A 17,214-nucleotide genomic window follows, 5' to 3' on the forward strand; every position below is an offset into this window, starting at 1 on the left:
AACCGGTTGGCCTTCGTCATCTGCTTGGCGATCTGCGCGACCCCATTGCCGACCTCGTGCAAAGAGGCCCTGTATCGCGCCATTTCAGCTGCCATCTGCGCGTCCGGAACGAACACCCCACCCGCCGCCTGGATGAGCCGCCGCAGCCCCTCGGCACGGCTCTCGACCCCGGCGGCGGCCAGCACCGCGTCGAGCGCCTCAAGCTCCGCAGCCGTGACCTTCACACTGACCGCTGAGACCGGAATTGCGGCATCCGTCTGGCGCTCGGCATCGGCTTTGAGCGTGTACTGGATCGCCCGCGGCGACACACCAAACCGCTCAGCGAGCACCGAGGTGGAAATGCCTTCCGCAGCCTCGCGAACGATCTCCATGCGGTCCGCATCTGTGAGACGTTTTGAACGAGACATGCGAAGAAAGACCCCCTATTTCCTGCCACCTTCCACCAAGGCTGACCCCACCTTACGATAATATACCGCGCTGTCAATTATATACTTACGTCGCATTCAGGCTCAGGCAGCCTTGGTGTCCGCTTCGCGCCGCGGCCCGCAGGGACGCGGCTCTGCCACCCTCACCATCGGGCGACCCACCTGTCCAATGGGTCCCCTTCCCCAGCACCGCCCGAGGGTCTGGCCGAACACGCATGTGTTCGGACGGAACCGCGGGCGGGCGCAAACCCCACCGACAGGGCGGACAGGCAGGGTCAAGGAGGGCCAGATTTGGCTCCGCCAAATCTCTGCCGCAAAAACCGGGAGGCCCTGGCCGATAGGTTTTTGTGGATGGCCCCCTTGAGGCTGACTGGCCGGTCTGTCGCGGCCGGATCATTCCGAGCGGCGATCGTCCGTTGCGCGCGCAGCGACCGGCACCAAGAAGAGGTCACCTCGGGCGAACTGACCGCCGGACACGGCATCCCTGGAACAGGGATCGGGCCGCCCCAAGATCGTCCTGGGGCGGCCCATCCTCGCCAGAGGATTTAGTCCTGGGGATCTTTCGCGCTCGGTGGGAACATCACCAGCTCCGAGACCGCGACCGGGAAGTCGAGCTTGAGGCTGAAGAACTCCGAGCCATCCCCGTTGCGGGTGTTGCGGAACATCGCGCCCACGCGCTGAAAACGGGTGCGCTCCTGGCCATCGGTATCGGTGAACTTGACGGGAACGGTGGCGACGTAGTGGTTGGTCATTTGGGTTACTCCTTATTGCGATGAGGATCACCCAGCACGGGAGCAAGAGGACCGGTCGCAAGCGCAAATGCGGAGGGTCCGCGGCCCCGCCGTGGAAACCGTATTTGTGCTTGCCGAAGCGTGAGCTGAGGGCACGAACGGGCCGACCCCGTGCGATCCACATGCATAGCAAGAAGGAGGGACCCGATTGACCTGTGCCGTCACGCAGTCGCCACCATCCGCGTCCACGTCCTGCCGAACCTGGCCGGGGTGCTGATGACGCCCGCCCGCGTGGATGCGATGTTCCGAAACACCACCCGAGGGTTGTGCAGGTCTTCAGCCTCATGTGCGACGTCTCGCCCCCTCGGTCTTGCGCTGCTGATGATGTGCGAGGTGCGCACCATCCCCAGCCCGTACCGATGTGGATGGGCCGAACTCTGACGGGCTGGGTAGAGGGATGACGGTGCTGGCCGCCGCGAGTTGCTGAAAAAGTGTGACCGATCGCACGCGCCATGAGACATGACGAAAGGGCCGCGCCAAGCACGACCCCGTTACGGCCATCACGCGCCCAAGCTGTCGAGCAACCCGCTGGTATCAGGCATTCGCTTCAGCGAGTTGCCGATGTGCTCCCGCCAGCGCGGCCCAACCTCCATTGCGGTGGCATAGGCCTGAGCCAGATCATCGGGCCGGTCTTCGGCCATCGCTTCGATAAGGAAAGCCGCCTGCTCGCGGTCCTTCGCGGATTTCAGGCTCCCTGCCCCATCGCGGCGCCGGTCGGCAATGATCAGTTTGTGGACTGCATAACGCTCCGGGCGGGGCACCTGCACCAGAACGCCGGATCTATAGATCGCCGCCGCGTGGATCGGCTCAGCGATCAGGAAGTTGAGATAGTTCAATCCTTGGGCGTTCACGCCCAAGGCGGGCAGCTCTCGAATGGTCTCATCTCCGAATGCAGGGGTCAGGAATTCGACCAGCTGGCCACTGCCGCCTTGAGCCCATCGCCAGGTACGGCCCTGGTCGAGTGCCGGCAGGGGATCAAACTTGAGCGCCGAGAATGTCTCGGCCAGACCCGGGTCGACCTGATCCTGCAACGCAACGCTGAGCTTTTCGAACTGCGCGATGTCGATGTCGCCGGTGTTGGCCATCCCGCCCAAGGGAAGTCGAATGCCAAGCTCGCCTTCATAGAGCCGGAAGGCATTCGTTCCAACGATGGTGCCGCCCAACCGGAAGGTCCCGGCTGCGGCCATGGCCGACAGGATGGAACCGGTCGCCCGGTCGATGGGCGTCATGCCTTCCGCACGCAAGAGCCGAACAAGCCGCGACCGTTCCGCCTGCCGATCCTTGGCCGTTGCGCGCAGCTCTTCGATCCGGTCGATGCGCGCGCGCGTCTCGTCGCTGTCTTCGCCGATATAGATGAACCGCATCTCCGTCCCGACACGGCGCGCGGCATACCAATAGGCCTTATCCCCACGCTCCTTGAGCGTGGGCTTGCCTTCTACACCGGACAAGGCGTCGTCCTTCAGAAGACGCACCAGGTCGGTATAGGCGCTCATCGCGATGCTGCTGAGTGGGGTCATGCCTATCATTTCCAAGTTTTGCTTGGCATACATATACCTATCAAAACAGGAAATTGCTAGGCAAAGTGATTTGGAGAACGTCCACACCCATGAGAAACGACGAAAGGGCCGCCCGAAGGCGACCCTCTCTCTTCAATCCTGCGACGCCTTCTTCGCCGGGTCCGCAACCCGCATGACCGTCAGGCCTTTCGCTTCCGCCTTCTGCCCGAGGTTCAGCGCGACCCCGTTGCCGCCGAAGAGCACAACCCCCGTCGCCGCGAACTTGTCGTCCAGCATCTCGTCGTTGCACTTGAACGGTGCCGCCCGCCCATGCGCGGACCAGCGCGGATCGAAGCGCGCTTGCGCGACCCCGCGTGCTCGGGCCCACCGGGCCGCAATCATCTCCGCCCCGTGCTTGCCACCCTTGTGGCAGAGGAAGATCTCCTGGTTGCGGTTCTGCTTGATCCGTTCGCGAACCTTGTCGAGCGTATTGAAGATCACATCGACATCGGTCCAGTCTGTGGCACCCGAAACGATCAGGGGCACCCCCTCGACTTTCGACTTCTCGGCGGTTTCCCGATCATGCTGCTCGAGGAGCTGCCGGGCCTCGAAGACCGCCCCGGTCTCTTGCGCCCGGACGCTCGCCCGCGACCCGGCTGCCGGGATGAAGGCGTGACCCGTCTCGACCTCGTAGCATTCCGCTGCGGCCTCGCTCATCACCTCGATCGCGCCGACGATCTCGCGCAGCTGCAGAAAGCGCGCCTGCGCCTCTTCGAGCGCGGTCTCGGCGATCTCTGATCCGTCGTGAGATTTTGCCAGCGCGCCGATCTTGTCGGCGGTGCGGTCGACCTCCTTGCCGAGCGCCACCTTCCGGCGCTGCAGGATCGTGGCGAGCCCGTGCGCCAGCGGTTCGATTTCTGCCTCCAGCCCGGTCATGCGCAGCGGACCGAGCAGAGCCTCGAAACTCTCGCGGATGATGCGGTCGGTCAGGATGTGATCTTCTGGGATAGGCAACTGTGCGTCCTTCTCGGTCAGTCCGAAAAGCTCGATGGTTTCGTAGGTGCTTGCGGTGTCGTAAGCCATGTCTGGTCTCCAGTATTCGGTTGAGGAGCCACCACGTGAGTGTGGGGGCATGGCCGAATGCCTGGTTTCCGAATCTGCCCGGGTCAGGGACGGCGCAGCCGCCGGCTTGCCGGGCGCAAAAGTTTTCCGCGCGCTGCACCCGATACAGGCCCGCGCTCACGCACGGGACCGCCCCAAGCCATATGTACCGCCCTCGCCGAAAAGTTTTGCGATCCTTGACGCGGGCTGATTTGGGGGCCATCCGGAGGATATGCTTCCGCACTCATGTGTGTGTGTATTGACGGTAGGTTTGCCCGACCCGAGCAGGCAAACGGCCCGACCGGACGCGGGAGACGGATGAAGCGGCGGGATCGTTTTGCCGCGCAAAACAGACCAGAGCGCAATCCGGCGGAGCGGCCGAGGAGGGACGTGCTCGCGAGGCGGGCAAACCGGGGGCCTGGGTGCGACGCCGCGGTGAGGCCGCATGGCCGAATGCGCGACGGACCGAAGGGCCGTTCTCCCCTGCGACACGCGCAGCCGAGCGGGGGAGGTATTGGTCGCGTTTGTTTAAAGCGATTGAGCGTGAACTTTCTTGGCAGGCACACGTTACCCCAAAACTGCATCGTTGAGAAAAAGTCACACTTTTCAGACGATCTGTGTTCTGCCATTGTTCTCGATTAAATCCCCATTTCGATTCCCAAGCGTACGACAGATGTGCAATCTCTACTCCCAGACCAAAAGCCAGGACGCGATGCGCCACCTGTTTAACGACATGCTCGGGGAGAATGAGGAACTTGTAGACAGCACCGGGAACCTGCCGCCTCAACCTGGTATCTGGCCCGATTATCCGGCACCGATCATTCGACATGGTGAAAGCGCAGCGTGGCAGCTGGCCATGGCCCGTTGGGGCATGCCGACCCCTGCGAAGTTTCTCGAAGGCAAGCGCACCGACAAGGGTGTCACCAATATCCGCAATGTCGGCTCTCCCCATTGGCGGCGCTGGCTCGGTGTCGAACATCGTTGCCTCGTGCCCTTCACCAGTTTTTCGGAAATCGACGGGCGCCGGGGTGCGCCGCGCAATTCGCCGGTCTGGTTCGCTTTGGACGAGGATCGGCCGCTCGCCTTCTTCGCCGGGCTGCGGACGGAATGGACCTCGGTGCGCAAGCTGAAGGAAGGCGAGGTGACAGCGGAGATCTTCGGTTTCCTGACCTGCCCGCCCAATGCCGAAGTTGCGCCGATCCACCCCAAAGCCATGCCCGTCATCCTCACGCAGCCCGAGGAATGGCGGCACTGGCTGACCGCGCCGGCCGAGGAGGCCCTGAAGCTCCAGCGTCCCCTCCCGGACGGGAGGCTGAAGATCGTTGCCGAGGGGGTGCGCGAGGATGCGGTTTGATCCGGCTCCGAGCGAACTCTTTGCCCTGGCCCGGCACCGGGTCCATGAGGCCGAAGGTCCAGGCCGGCGCAGCTTCGCATTGCTGCAGGCCGCCCGACATACCGAGGCCCTGATCTGGATCATTCCCGGGCATGCCCCGCACCAGCCAATGCTCCGGGGTCTGCCCGAAGGCGTCGGGGAGCGGCTGCATCTCATCCGTCCCGCGAATGAGACCGACCTGCTCTGGGCCACCGAGGAAGCGCTACGATCCGAAGGGGTCGGACTGGTGATCGCGGAGCCGGAAAAGCCCCTCTCCCTGATCGCCGGGCGACGCCTGCAGCTGGCCGCGGAAGCCGGTCGAACCACCGGACTCATGCTGATCCGCGAAGGCCAGGGCAGCAATGCAGCCGAAACGCGGTGGCATTGCGCACCGAATGCGTCGGAACGACGGGACTCGACTCTGCATCAATGGGCCCTTAGTAAGAACAAAAAGGGAACATTGAGAACCTGGACTGTGCATTGGAATGGCAAGACGGCTGCTGTCCATCCGGTTTCCGCGGCTGGCAAGCGACACGAGTCTGCGGAGACGTCCCGTTGAGGGACCGTTCGCCCTGATCCACAGGTCAGGGAATGCCGAACATGTGCATTGTCTGAACCAGGCCGCCGAGATGCGCGGATTGCATCCCGGCATGGCGGCGGCCGATGCCCGCGCCATCTGCCCTGAGTTGATCACGCGACCGGCCGATCTTGCACGGGAAGCGGCGGCACTGGCAGGCCTCAGACGGTGGGCAGGGCGTTATTCCCCGATGGTGGCGCGGGACGGCCCGGGCGGGCTTATCGCCGATATCTCCGGCGTGCCACATCTCTTCGGCGGCGAGGCCGAAATGCGGGGCGACCTTCATGCGCGGCTGGAACGGGTCGGCCTGACTCTCTCGAGCGCCATCGCCGAAACCCGTGGCGCAGCCCAGGCGCTCGCCCGCCATGGCGGCGGCATCCTGCCAGAGGGCGCGGCGAAGGAGGGTATCGCGCGCCTGCCCGTCTCGGCGTTGAGGATCGGTAGCGATGTGGCCGAGGGACTCGCCCGGATGGGGCTGAACAGGATCGGCGATCTCACCGATCTGCCGCGGGCGCCGCTCGCGCGTCGGTTCGGCCCGGGGCTCGTGCTGCGGCTCGATCAGGCGCTCGGCCTTCAGCCTGAGCCGGTCTCCCCGGAGGCGGACGCGCCGTATTTCGGGGTGCGGATGACGATGCCGGACCCCATCGGTCTTGAGGCCGATGTCATGTCGGGCCTTGCACGCCTGCTCGACCGGCTGTGCAGCACACTGGCCCAACATCATCGTGGCGCACGGCGGCTGCGGCTCGAACTGCACCGGGTCGACCGGGAGACCGCGCAGGTCGAGATTGGGCTGGCCCGGCCGATGCGCGATCCCGAGCGCATTGCGGCCCTCTTCAAGAAAGGCGTATCGGAGGTCGAAGCCGGGTTCGGGATCGAGGCGATGCGCCTCGTCGCCCATGTGACCGAGGACTTGCCACCCGAGCAGATCGGCGGACCCCGAACGATAGCCCGCGAGGACGCGCTGGCCGACCTCTTCTCCCGGCTCGGCAACCGGCTGGGCTTCGACCGGGTCCTGCGGCTCCTGCCTGCCACCAGCAAGATCCCCGAGCGGAGTTTTCTCGTGACACCCGCCGCCTACAGCGCGGCGGAACCTCCGCCACCGCATCGTGGACCGGATCGGCCGATCATCATCTTTCCGTCTGAGCCGGTCACCACGAAGGGGCTGGGCCAGCCCGGACATCCTCCAGCCCGGTTCGCCTGGCGGCGCATGTCTTTCACTACCCTGCGTGCGGACGGGCCGGAGCGGATCGCGCCGGAATGGTGGTTCGACGATCCGGCCTGGCGCTCGGGTCTGCGCGATTACTGGCGGGTGGAGACCCGCGAGGGCGCACGGCTCTGGCTCTACCACACGCCACAGGCGCCGGCCTGGCCCGCGCAGAGCTGGTTCGCGCAGGGAGAGTTCGCATGACCGGTTATGCGGAGCTCTGCGTGACGAGCAATTTCACCTTCCTGACCGGCGCCTCGCATCCTGAGGAGCTGGTCACGCGGGCTGCCGAACTGGGTCTGAAGGCCATCGCCATCACCGACCGCAACTCGGTGGCAGGCGTGGTGCGGGCCTTCTCGGCCCTGAAAGAGCTGGCCCGACTGCGCGAGGAGGCCCGTGCAGCGAGCGACGGGGCCGAGGCCGGACCAGTGGTCCGATCCCGGCAAGTGACCGATCATTCCAGCCGCCAGACGATGCAGCACATGCCGGCAGGCGATGCGCCCCGAATTCCGCCGGACATGGTGTTGCCGAAGCTGATCCCTGGCGCCCGGATCGTGCTGACCGACAGCCCGGTCGACTGGCTCGCCCTACCCGCCGACATCGCGGCCTGGTCGCGGCTGACCCGGCTCCTGTCCCTCGGCAAGCGGCGGGCCACGAAAGGCGAATGCCATCTGACGCGCAAGGATCTGTTGGATTGGGGCGAGGGCATGGTGCTGATCGCGCTGCCGCCTGACCCAATGGAGCACCCGGCCCGGGCATCTTTAAGCGACCTGCGGCATATGCTGCGCATCTTCCCCGGCCAGTGCTTTCTTGGCGCGGCCCCCCGCTATGACGGGCGAGACCCAACCCGCCTCGACCAGCTGGCCCGGATCGCCCAGGACACCGGCCTGCCGCTCGTGGCCCTCGGCGAGGTGATGATGCATCGCTCGTCCAGGCGTCCGCTCGCCGATGTCCTGACCTGCCTGCGCGAGGGCTGCACGATCGACACGATCGGGGAGCGCCGGCTGACCAATGGCGAGCACCGGCTCAAATCCCCGGCCGAGATGGCGCGGATGTTCCATCGCTATCCGGCGGCGATCCGGCGGACACTGGAGATCGCCGACCGCTGCGCTTTCCGGCTGGACGATCTGCGCTATCAGTATCCCGACGAGGCGCGAGACGGCGAACCCGCGCAGGCGCGGCTCGAACGATTGTCGCGGGAGGGGCTGCACTGGCGCTATCCCGAGGGGCCGCCGGCCCGGATCGTCACGCGGGTCGACAAGGAACTGAAGCTCATCGGCGAGATGGGCTATGCACCGTATTTCCTGACGGTCCATGACATCGTGGCTTTCGCGCGCTCGAAGGGCATTCTCTGCCAGGGCCGCGGGTCGGCCGCCAACTCGGTCGTCTGCTACCTGCTCGGCGTCACCGAAGTGCCCCCCGAGAGCATCACCCTGATCTTCGAACGCTTCATCTCGAAGGAACGCGGTGAGCCGCCTGATATCGACGTGGATTTCGAGCACGAGCGGCGCGAGGAAGTGATCCAATGGATCTACGAGCAATATGGCCGGCATCGCGCCGGGCTGACTGCGACCGTGATCCATTTCCGTTCACGCGCCGCGATCCGCGAGGTCGGCAAGGTGATGGGACTGAGCCAGGACGTAGTCGCCCGGCTGTCGGGGCAGATCTGGGGCTGGTCGTCCAGCGCACCAGGAGAAGATCGGATGCGCGACGCCGGAATCGATCCGGCAGACGGGCGCGTGGCGCTGGCGGCGAAACTGATCGGTGAGATCATCGGGTTTCCCCGGCATCTGAGCCAACATGTCGGCGGCTTTGTCATCACCCATGGCCGACTCGACGAGCTCTGCCCCATCGAGAACGCGGCAATGGAAGATCGCACGGTCATCGAATGGGACAAGGACGATATCGACGCGCTTGGGCTCCTGAAGGTCGATGTGTTGGCGCTCGGCATGTTGACTTGCATCCGGAAGGCCTTCGGGCTGCTGGACGATCACCGTCACCTGCAGCTGACCCTCGCCAATGTGCCGCCTGAGGACCCGGTGGTCTATGACATGCTCTGCAAGGCGGATGCGGTCGGGGTCTTCCAGGTCGAGAGCCGGGCACAGCTGAACTTCTTGCCGCGCATGCAGCCGCGAAAATTCTACGATCTGGTCTGCGAGGTCGCGATCGTCCGCCCCGGTCCGATCCAGGGCGGCATGGTTCATCCCTTCATCAACCGCCGTCAGGGCAAGGAGAAGGTCGAAGACCTCGGTCCTGCCATGATGGAAGTACTAGGCCGGACCTATGGTGTCCCCCTCTTCCAGGAGCAGGCCATGCAGATCGCGGTGGTCGCGGCCGGCTTTTCGGCGGCCGAGGCCGACCGGCTGCGCCGGTCGCTCGCAACCTTCAAGCGGATGGGCACGATCGGCGCGTTCCGCGAACGGTTCATATCGGGCATGTTGGCCCGCAGCTATGAGGCGGGGTTCGCAGAACGTTGCTTCGCCCAGATCGAAGGCTTCGGCAGCTATGGCTTCCCCGAAAGCCATGCGGCGAGTTTCGCGCGGCTGGTCTATATCTCGGCCTGGCTGAAGCGGCACCATCCGGCCGTGTTCACCTGCGCCCTGCTGAACAGCCAGCCGATGGGCTTCTACGCCCCGGCTCAGCTGGTTCGCGACGCGCGTGAGCATGGCGTCGAGATCCGGGCCATCTCGGTCAATCATTCGGCCTGGGACTGCACCCTGGAGCCGCGCGGTGACGGGGCGCTGGCGCTGCGGCTCGGGTTTCGGCAGATCAAGGGGATGCGGGAGGAGGATGCGAACTGGATTGAGGCCGCCCGCGGCAATGGCTACCCCGATGTTGAGGGCCTCTGGCGCCGGGCCGGGGTCAGGCCCGATGCACTGGAACGGTTGGCAGAAGGGGATGCCTTCGCCTCGCTCGGTCTCAATCGGCGCGATGCGCTATGGGCCGCCCGGGCATTGCGAGGGCCAAATCCCCTGCCCCTTTTCGGGGCCGATGGTGAAGGCGGGGCGGAACCGGAGGTTGCGCTGCCGGCGATGACGCTGGGCCAGGAGGTGATTGAGGACTACCTGGCACTGCGGCTTTCTCTGCGCGCCCATCCTATGGAACTGCTCCGACCGCGCCTGCCGGAAAGCCTGCCGCATGAACGGCTGGACCGGGCGACCGGACGGGTCACCGTAACGGGTCTCGTGATCACGCGGCAACGGCCGGGTACCGCGTCTGGTGTCATCTTTCTGACGCTGGAGGATGAGACCGGCGTGTCCAACGTGGTGGTCTGGAGCCGGGTTTACGAGGCCTTCCGCAAGGCGGTGATCGCAGGGCGTCTGCTACGGGTCACCGGCAGGATTGAACGCGAGGGGCAGGTCGTTCATGTGATTGCCGAGCGGATCGAAGACATCTCGCCGATGCTCTCAAGCCTCGGGCGGCCGGCCACCGACGCAGGTGATCGTCAGGCTGAGGCAGCGCACCAACCCGCAAGTAGTGGCGGCGGATCAACCGCCCGGCATCCGCGTGAGCAGGCCAAGAAGCTGTTTCCGAGCCGGGATTTTCACTAGTACCTCTTGAACGCAGGAAAAGGGGAGCCGTGGTACCACGGCTCCCCTTGCAACTCAGATGTTCAAGCCTCGTACCAAGGTCACGCGACCAGCGACAGCCCCGCGCCCGCATCGTGCGCTTGATCACCGCTGTCGATGAACGGAATGATCGAGAAAGTCTGGCCACCGCGCTGTTCTTCGTTCTGGACGGCGTTGACACGCAGGTCGCCATCAGGCGTGTTGATCAGCAGCGACAGGTAGTCATTGCCCGTGCGGCTGCTCTTGGCCATCCAGGCCGAGCCGACGCGGATCGGCGTGCCCCGGGGCGAGCTGACTTCGATGCGGTAATCGGGGTGGGTCTCCTCGGTCTTGTAGCTGTTCTCGATCAGCATGAACTCCAGATCGAACATCATGTTGGCGATGTAGCCGGTGAAGGCGTTGTCGGCGTCCATGGCGGTGAGCTCGCCCGAGATCGAGCCGGATTTCATCAGGCCGTTCGAGACCAGCGGGATGATCTCGAATTCGCCGCTCTGGGCTGTGCGCGCTTCCTTCGTCTGCACGGCATTGACGCGGAACGGGCCCAAACCGACATCGATCTGCATCGAGATGTAGGGATTGCCGCTGGTCGTGCCGGTCTCGTTCCAGGCCGTACCGATGCGCACCTTGCGGCCAGACTTGTTGACCGCCGTCACGTCGTAATCCGGGCTGCGTTCGGACATCTTGGCCCGTGCCTCGAGCTGGATGGCGATGTCAAAGCGCGTCGAATGGATCATGCCGGTGTATTCGGCGGCTGCGGTCTCGACATTGCGGGTAAGGGTTCCTGCGAACATGGGATGGTTCCTTTTGGATTGGCCGGTGCCTGACGTTTTTGCCAACGCATCCGGGATTGCTTTCTCGACCCCTTGAGGGATCACAAATCAGAAAGCCTGCTTTCCTTTCAGTCCCGCCCACGGGTCAGATCTGCCGTCCGAGTGGGAGTGCCCCCGCGCCTCCGGATGCTACGCCCCCCTCCTGCCCGTCTGGTCTTGATTGGCTGCCCGGATTTTCCGCGCCGTCCTCCGATCGCGCGATGAAGAACTCCGCTTCTTTGCCGTTCAACCGGTGCCCGCTCCGGTCGGTCAGACCGATGCAGCTGCCGTTCGGCACATAGGTGATCAGGTACTGCCCAAGCCGGTCCTTGTGGACAACGTAGCCGGTATTGGCCCAATGCACGGTCTGGCCGGCATCGACGGCCGCCTTGATGTCTTCGAGTGTCATGCGATCCTCCTCAAGAAGAATGGTGGGGAAACGACGCAAGAAGCCCGATCTTCCAACCGGGCTTCCATGCAGTATTCGTTTGGCAAACGGCCAAGAGCTGTCAGGCGCTTTGCGTGGCTTGCGTCGCGCGCGCCGCCATCCAATCCTTCAGGCCAAGAACCGTTCTTCCGGCGGCGACCTCGGAGGCCCAGGCAACCCTTGGGTCGCCGCAGGGCTCATTGCCGACATGCCGGTCGATGTGGCCATTTGCCATCCATGGCTCAGGCTGGATCCGTCGAAGCCAGTCCGCCATGCTCGGAATGCGTCCCTGACAGTCTTCGCGGACATGCTGCTCGCCGATCCAGCGCACGGGGATCTCTCGACCTGCGCTATTGGTCAGGGTCAGGCCGAAGACACGTTCGGCCTCGAACAGGCCTTGAGCGTGGTGGCGCATGGCTCGGTGCGTGAAGAGCGCGAGATGCTCTTTCGAGGCGTCAAACCAATCGTGCACAGCCTGATAGTCAGACGGCACCCCGCCGAATTTCCGGGCCGAGCTTTCGGCATGATGAAGCGGATGCGCCATCTCACAGCCCCTCGTCATAGCTATGCGAGCATTCAACGTAGCGGTCCGCATGATCGAGCGTGATGCTGTCGGCTGCTATGTCCCAGGTCAGCGTGCCGTAGCCGCCCTCGTTGTTTTCGAACCCCGGGTGATGGTGATAGGCGAGCGACCAGGCGAAGTCGCCCACCTCGGTGGCAAGCGGCTCCGGCAGTTGGACCTCTGCAGGCTGCACCGTCACATCCTCGACATTGCCGGAATCGCCATAGCCTTCGTATTCGGCGGTGACCTCGCTGATGCCAAGCGCGCGTAGTTGCGCAAGCAGCTCCGCTCGGGATGCCTTCAGAGTGGTTTCGCGCTCTGCACGCCACTGAGCCGCCATTGCGGCATAGTCGATCTGGGGATTGGTCATGGGTCTGTCCTCTTATCTGAATTTGGGGGGCCGGGCCTGGCATTGGTCAGCGCGCGCCCGGAAAGCGCAGATCGGCCAAATCCCGATCCACGCCGCCCGACCGGAAGCCCGCTTTGACTTTTCAGGCGGCTTGTTCTGACGTCATGGCGGCTTCCTGCCCCACGATCCGGGCCAGAATGCTTCCCGTGTCGATCCCGTCCCCATGCGGCAGGAACACCCGTAGCTGGAAGGCGATGATCTCGGTGAAGCAGCCGAGGGCCTTGAGGCCATCAATCATGCCCCTGTCAACGCCGCACAACTCAAGGCGCATCTCGCCTGCGACCCGGCGACGGGTCAGGGTCAGACCCCGGCCCAGATCAACAGGTGCGGTGGTGCCGAGGGCGGCGGTCAACATCTCCTGTGGCGTTTGCGGGTTGGAGACAAGGAAGCGGGCGCGGAGCGCGGCCGCCCCTTCTTCGCTCAACGTGCGCCCGATCATGGCCGTCGCCCCGTCAGGCGTGACCCTGTAGATGCGTTCATTCGTGGTCGGAATGTCCTTCCAGATCGGCAACAGCAGCCCGGTCAGCAGGTAGAGCTTGGTCGTGGTGGTTTTCGGCAGGGACGCGGCCTCTTCATCCCAAAGCCTTGCAAACTCAGGCTTGCCGATCTCTTCCCAAGCCGAGGACTCAAACCGTGCCTCTTCGAGATAGCTCGACCCGTTTGGCCGCACCGCCTTGCGCATCAGCGTGACAGTGTCCTCGTCATACATCTGCATTGGCCGCGCCGAGATGAGCGCCGCGCGACCCGACGCGCGGTTGACCATCGGCAGCTTATCGAAATTGCGCGACAGGGCGTCATCCGCCGAAAGCACATGGACCGGGTCGGTGACTTCAAGTCCAATGATCCGCGTCACGGCGCCGGATTTCGGGCAGGTCCAGAGATCCTCTGTGGATACCTGTTCGATCTTTTCGCCACGCAGAGTTTCCACGCCGAGATCGAGCGTGCCGGCCGCGCGCGCGCGCTCAGACTGATCAGCGATCCGGCGCATGAACTCGGCAAAGAGCGCGTTCTGCATGTGGATGGGAAGGGCCAGAACCCGGTTCAGAAACCGCTGGATCGGGGGAAGCTCCTCAAGGAGCACCCAGTCCTTGTCGATCAGCCGCAGGGCCGTCCAGTCGGTGAAGCTCTCGTAGCTCATCGCCTCAGCGCGTCCGGCGGCAAGATCGGCGAAATACCCACGCAGCGCCGCCCGTGCGATCGGGCTTTCGAGATTGTCCTCCTCGCGGAACATGCCCTGCGAGCCGGTCTCGCGCTGACCCTTGGTCAAGGCCCCCAGCTGGTCGAGGCGTTTGGCAATCGTCGACGTGAAGCGTTTCTCGCCATGCACATCGGAGGTGCAGACACGGAAGAACGGCGCGCTGACCTGGGCAGAGCGATGCGTGCGGCCCAGCCCCTGGATGGCCGCATCCGCGCGCCAGCCGGGCTCCAGAAGATAGTGCCGCCGCCGTTTCTGGTTCTTCGCCGTTTGCGCCGCGTGATAGGACCGGCCCGTACCGCCCGCGTCGGAGAAGATCAGGATATCCTTCTCGCCGTCCATGAAGGCTTGGGTCTCAGACGAATTGCTGCTGGCGGCGCGTTTCTCGATGAAGAGGTGGCCATCCTCGGCCTTGAGGGGCCGGATGGACCGGCCCGTGACTTCAGCGACGGCCTCGTCGCCAAAGGCCCAGAGGATCTGGTCGAGCGCCGAGGGGATCGGGGCCAGCGTCATCAACTCCATCATGGCCGCGTCACGCAGAGCGAGCGCCTCGCGCGAGACGACCAGCGCGCCGGTCTCATCCCGCAAGGGTTCCGCGACCATGTTACCGTCGATCTCCACGAGCTTTTGTGCATGGATTGGGAAGGCTTGTTCGAGATAGCCCAGAACATAGTCGCGCGGCGTCAAGGCCCCCTCGACGAGCTCATCTTCTGCGTCCATCGTCTCAAGCCGCCGCTTCAACAGGCTTTCGCCTGTCGAGACCACCTGGATGACGCACGCGTGGCCCGTTGCCAGGTCGTCCTCGATGGCGCGGATAATGCTTGGGGCTTTCATCCCCATCAGGAGATGGTTGAAGAAGCGCTGTTTCGTGCTCTCGAAGCGGGACTTGGCCGAGGCGCGTGCGGCCGAGGCATTGGTCTCGCCAGAGGCGTCGTTGACGCCGGTCGCCGTCAGCGCGGCTTCGAGATTGTGGTGGATGGTGCGAAACGCACCCGCATAGGCGTCGTAGATCTCGATCTGGGCCGGGGTGAGCGCGTGTTCGAGCACGTCATACTCCACGCCGTCGAAGCTGAGGGCGCGGGCCGTGTAGAGCCCGAGCGTCTTGAGATCGCGCGCGACCACCTCCATGGCAGCGACACCGCCGGCTTCCATCGCAGAAACGAAGCTCTCGCGGCTTGGGAAGGGGTATTCGGGGCCCTGCCCCCAGAGCCCCAGCCGCGCGGCATAGGCGAGGTTGTGGACGCTCGTCGCTCCCGTGGCCGAGATGTAGAAGACGCGAGCGCGGGGTGCTGCCAGTTGCAGCCGCAGGCCCGCAAGGCCCTGTTGGGAGGGTTTGACCCCCCTGCCCTGCTCGGATCCTGCCGCGTTCTGCATCGCATGGGCCTCATCGAAGGCCAGCACACCGTCGAAGTCTTCGCCCATCCACTCAAAGATCTGGCTCAGTCGCGTGGTGCCGCATTTGCCCGCGGACCGCAGCGTGGCGTAGGTCACGAACAGGATACCGTCACCCATAGGGACGGGCTGGTCCGGTTTCCATTTGGAGAGCGGCTGGATGTCGGCGGGCGAGCCGCCGAGATCGGTCCAGTCGCGGATGGCGTCCTCGATGAGCGTGGCGGATTTGGAGACCCAAATCGCCTTCCTGCGCCCGGAAAGCCAGTTCACGAGAATGAGCCCCGCGCATTCGCGGCCCTTGCCGCAACCGGTGCCGTCGCCGAGAAAGTACCCAAGGCGATAGGCCCGTGCGTCTGGGTCATCATCGGCGCGCGTCAGCTTGGTCTGGTCGTCATCGATGGTAAACCGACCGGGCAGATCGCGCCCATGGGCATCATGCGCCATGATGATGGTCTCGAGCTGCGCCTCGGAGAGATCTCCCTCCTCGATCAACCGTGTGGGCAGGCGCAAGTCATCACTGCCCGTGTTTGAGGGCATGGGCGGGGCAACCGAGGCCATGGCGATGCTTTCGACGAGCGGCGTGGGATGTTCCTGCGCACCCGCGATCTCGATCCGCTGCGGGCGGTAGCGCGCATAAATGTCCGAGATAGGCTTGTTGTCGCGCGGGGTCTCAAGGCTCGTGAAGCTGAGCGGGCGGACGGCCTTGGCCCGAGGTTTGGAGGCGGCGACAGGCGCAGCGGCGGTCTTGCGCGGAGCAGAGGATGGAACGGTCGGCCGAGCATGAGGGGTCGCTTCAGCCCGTTGGGCGGGACGCATCTCGGGCCGGGTTGCGGCCACGGCGTCGACAAAAGGAAGGGCTTCATCCAGATCCCGCACAGGGACGCGGATCATTTCGCCGTCCTCCTGCACCTTGTCGAAGACCATCAGCTGGGTTTCGACAGAGGTGCCGAGCTTGCGGTAGACCTGCCCCGGCATCGTCAACGCCAGTCGCGGCGTCAGGAGACCGCAGGCGCGGGACCAATGCGCGGCATCACGCTCCAGGCTGAAACCCAGCGGCATGATCGCCACCAGGCGCCCACCGGGCGCGAGACGCTTCGCGGCCGCGACGAGATGTTTGGCGGCGATGTGCTTGTCTCGGGAGCGATCGACCGATGAGGCGAAGGGCGGGTTCATTACCACCACGCCGGGCAGGACCGGCGTCTGCAGTAGATCGTCGATATGCTCGCCGTCATGGCCCGTCACCTCGCCGCCGTAGACCACGCGCAGGAGGCTCTGGCGAAAGGGATCGATCTCGTTGAGCAAAAGCGTGGCACCAGCCCGGGCGGCGAACGCAGCGAGAGCACCGGTGCCAGCCGAGGGCTCCAAAACGGTCTCGCCCTTGCGGATCGCAGCCGCCCGCACAGCCAGGGCGGCGAATGCCAGCGGCGTGGAAAACTGCTGCAGCCGGGTCTGCTGCTCTGACCGGCGCGTCTCTGTCAGCAGCCGTGAAGCGAGAAGCTTTGCTAGGGCCACGTCACCCGCTGCGTTGTCCCCGCGCAGCAGCACCTGGATGGCCGCGGCCTGCATCAGGTCGTAGGCCATGCGCCAGTCCCAGGCACCGCCGGCATCGCTGCCATGGAACATCTCGCGCATGATACGCGCGAGCGCTGAACTGCGCAGGGGCTGGTTGTCGACCTCCGTGCCGATCTGCTCGAGGGCAGAGGCGAGGTCAGGGTGGGAGATCGAGAGAGCCGGGTTTGCCGGTTTGGGCTTCGTCATGGGGATTTTCCTTTGGATCAGGGTCTGAGTTCCAAAGGACAAAAAGCCCGCTTCCGTAATGGGGCGGGCCTCTGTCAAGGGTTTCGGGCAAGTCAAAAATCCCGGCGAAGATCTCATTCTTCACCGA

At 64.7% G+C, this 17,214-nt stretch carries 13 protein-coding genes; 4 read left to right on the forward strand and 9 right to left on the reverse strand.

Annotated elements, in window-relative coordinates; all coding sequences use genetic code 11:
• From RBB32_RS20470 to RBB32_RS20485, 4 genes are all read right to left on the reverse strand, one after another.
• Positions 1 to 407, reverse strand: a 407-nt coding sequence (locus tag RBB32_RS20470; RefSeq protein WP_371931094.1) for a helix-turn-helix domain-containing protein, incomplete at its 3' end; no start/stop codon positions are given.
• A 563-nt stretch (positions 408 to 970) separates the two neighbouring features.
• Positions 971 to 1,177 carry a hypothetical protein gene (locus tag RBB32_RS20475; RefSeq protein WP_007120662.1) on the reverse strand — a complete coding sequence of 69 codons (207 nt, stop codon included), beginning with the start codon at positions 1,175 to 1,177 and terminating at the stop codon, positions 971 to 973.
• 539 nt (positions 1,178 to 1,716) lie between these two features.
• Entirely contained in the window at positions 1,717 to 2,733 is a 1,017-nt protein-coding gene (locus RBB32_RS20480; RefSeq protein WP_306155499.1) for a GSU2403 family nucleotidyltransferase fold protein, read from the reverse strand.
• A 132-nt stretch (positions 2,734 to 2,865) separates the two neighbouring features.
• Positions 2,866 to 3,795 (reverse strand): DUF2493 domain-containing protein, encoded by a 930-nt coding sequence (locus RBB32_RS20485; protein ID WP_306155502.1) that lies wholly within the window; start codon positions 3,793 to 3,795, stop codon positions 2,866 to 2,868.
• Positions 3,796 to 4,486: 691 nt separating this feature from the next.
• On the opposite strand from RBB32_RS20485, the gene RBB32_RS20490 reads away from it, so the two are divergent.
• From RBB32_RS20490 to RBB32_RS20505, 4 genes are read left to right on the forward strand one after another with little or no spacing between them, the layout of a single operon-like run.
• Positions 4,487 to 5,167: an SOS response-associated peptidase gene (locus RBB32_RS20490; RefSeq protein ID WP_012187342.1), complete on the forward strand. Its 681-nt coding sequence runs from the start codon at positions 4,487 to 4,489 to the stop codon at positions 5,165 to 5,167.
• A complete protein-coding gene (locus RBB32_RS20495; protein WP_012187343.1) occupies positions 5,157 to 5,744 on the forward strand; it encodes an ImuA family protein in 588 nt (195 codons plus the stop codon). Before RBB32_RS20490 ends, RBB32_RS20495 begins: the two co-directional genes overlap by 11 nt.
• Complete coding sequence (locus tag RBB32_RS20500; RefSeq protein WP_012187344.1) at positions 5,671 to 7,170, forward strand: DNA polymerase Y family protein; 1,500 nt, start codon at positions 5,671 to 5,673, stop codon at positions 7,168 to 7,170. Before RBB32_RS20495 ends, RBB32_RS20500 begins: the two co-directional genes overlap by 74 nt.
• Positions 7,167 to 10,517 (forward strand): error-prone DNA polymerase, encoded by a 3,351-nt coding sequence (locus tag RBB32_RS20505; protein WP_012187345.1) that lies wholly within the window; start codon positions 7,167 to 7,169, stop codon positions 10,515 to 10,517. Before RBB32_RS20500 ends, RBB32_RS20505 begins: the two co-directional genes overlap by 4 nt.
• Positions 10,518 to 10,597: 80 nt before the next feature.
• Here the strand turns inward: RBB32_RS20505 and RBB32_RS20510 are convergent, their stop codons facing one another.
• The 5 genes from RBB32_RS20510 to RBB32_RS20530 form a co-directional block, all read right to left on the reverse strand.
• Entirely contained in the window at positions 10,598 to 11,326 is a 729-nt protein-coding gene (locus RBB32_RS20510) for a DUF736 family protein (RefSeq protein ID WP_012187346.1), read from the reverse strand.
• Positions 11,327 to 11,450: 124 nt separating this feature from the next.
• Positions 11,451 to 11,753 carry a hypothetical protein gene (locus RBB32_RS20515; protein ID WP_012187347.1) on the reverse strand — a complete coding sequence of 101 codons (303 nt, stop codon included), beginning with the start codon at positions 11,751 to 11,753 and terminating at the stop codon, positions 11,451 to 11,453.
• Between the two features lie 100 nt (positions 11,754 to 11,853).
• Positions 11,854 to 12,315 (reverse strand): hypothetical protein, encoded by a 462-nt coding sequence (locus RBB32_RS20520; protein WP_012187348.1) that lies wholly within the window; start codon positions 12,313 to 12,315, stop codon positions 11,854 to 11,856.
• Position 12,316: 1 nt separating this feature from the next.
• Complete coding sequence (locus tag RBB32_RS20525; RefSeq protein ID WP_012187349.1) at positions 12,317 to 12,703, reverse strand: DUF6878 family protein; 387 nt, start codon at positions 12,701 to 12,703, stop codon at positions 12,317 to 12,319.
• A gap of 121 nt (positions 12,704 to 12,824) precedes the next feature.
• Positions 12,825 to 17,087 carry a strawberry notch family protein gene (locus tag RBB32_RS20530; protein WP_306155508.1) on the reverse strand — a complete coding sequence of 1,421 codons (4,263 nt, stop codon included), beginning with the start codon at positions 17,085 to 17,087 and terminating at the stop codon, positions 12,825 to 12,827.
• Positions 17,088 to 17,214: the final 127 nt, after the last annotated feature.

The organism is Roseovarius sp. MMSF_3281 (assembly GCF_030733685.1).
GTDB lineage: Bacteria > Pseudomonadota > Alphaproteobacteria > Rhodobacterales > Rhodobacteraceae > Roseovarius.

Excerpts from the sequence above, each read along its gene's own strand:
- RBB32_RS20475 (WP_007120662.1), bottom strand. The coding sequence starts at position 1,177 with ATGACCAACCACTACGTCGCCACCGTTCCCGTCAAGTTCACCGATACC.
- RBB32_RS20480 (WP_306155499.1), bottom strand. The coding sequence starts at position 2,733 with ATGACCCCACTCAGCAGCATCGCGATGAGCGCCTATACCGACCTGGTG.
- RBB32_RS20485 (WP_306155502.1), bottom strand. The coding sequence starts at position 3,795 with ATGGCTTACGACACCGCAAGCACCTACGAAACCATCGAGCTTTTCGGA.
- RBB32_RS20490 (WP_012187342.1), top strand. The coding sequence starts at position 4,487 with ATGTGCAATCTCTACTCCCAGACCAAAAGCCAGGACGCGATGCGCCAC.
- RBB32_RS20495 (WP_012187343.1), top strand. The coding sequence starts at position 5,157 with ATGCGGTTTGATCCGGCTCCGAGCGAACTCTTTGCCCTGGCCCGGCAC.
- RBB32_RS20500 (WP_012187344.1), top strand. The coding sequence starts at position 5,671 with ATGGCAAGACGGCTGCTGTCCATCCGGTTTCCGCGGCTGGCAAGCGAC.
- RBB32_RS20505 (WP_012187345.1), top strand. The coding sequence starts at position 7,167 with ATGACCGGTTATGCGGAGCTCTGCGTGACGAGCAATTTCACCTTCCTG.
- RBB32_RS20510 (WP_012187346.1), bottom strand. The coding sequence starts at position 11,326 with ATGTTCGCAGGAACCCTTACCCGCAATGTCGAGACCGCAGCCGCCGAA.
- RBB32_RS20515 (WP_012187347.1), bottom strand. The coding sequence starts at position 11,753 with ATGACACTCGAAGACATCAAGGCGGCCGTCGATGCCGGCCAGACCGTG.
- RBB32_RS20520 (WP_012187348.1), bottom strand. The coding sequence starts at position 12,315 with ATGGCGCATCCGCTTCATCATGCCGAAAGCTCGGCCCGGAAATTCGGC.
- RBB32_RS20525 (WP_012187349.1), bottom strand. The coding sequence starts at position 12,703 with ATGACCAATCCCCAGATCGACTATGCCGCAATGGCGGCTCAGTGGCGT.
- RBB32_RS20530 (WP_306155508.1), bottom strand. The coding sequence starts at position 17,087 with ATGACGAAGCCCAAACCGGCAAACCCGGCTCTCTCGATCTCCCACCCT.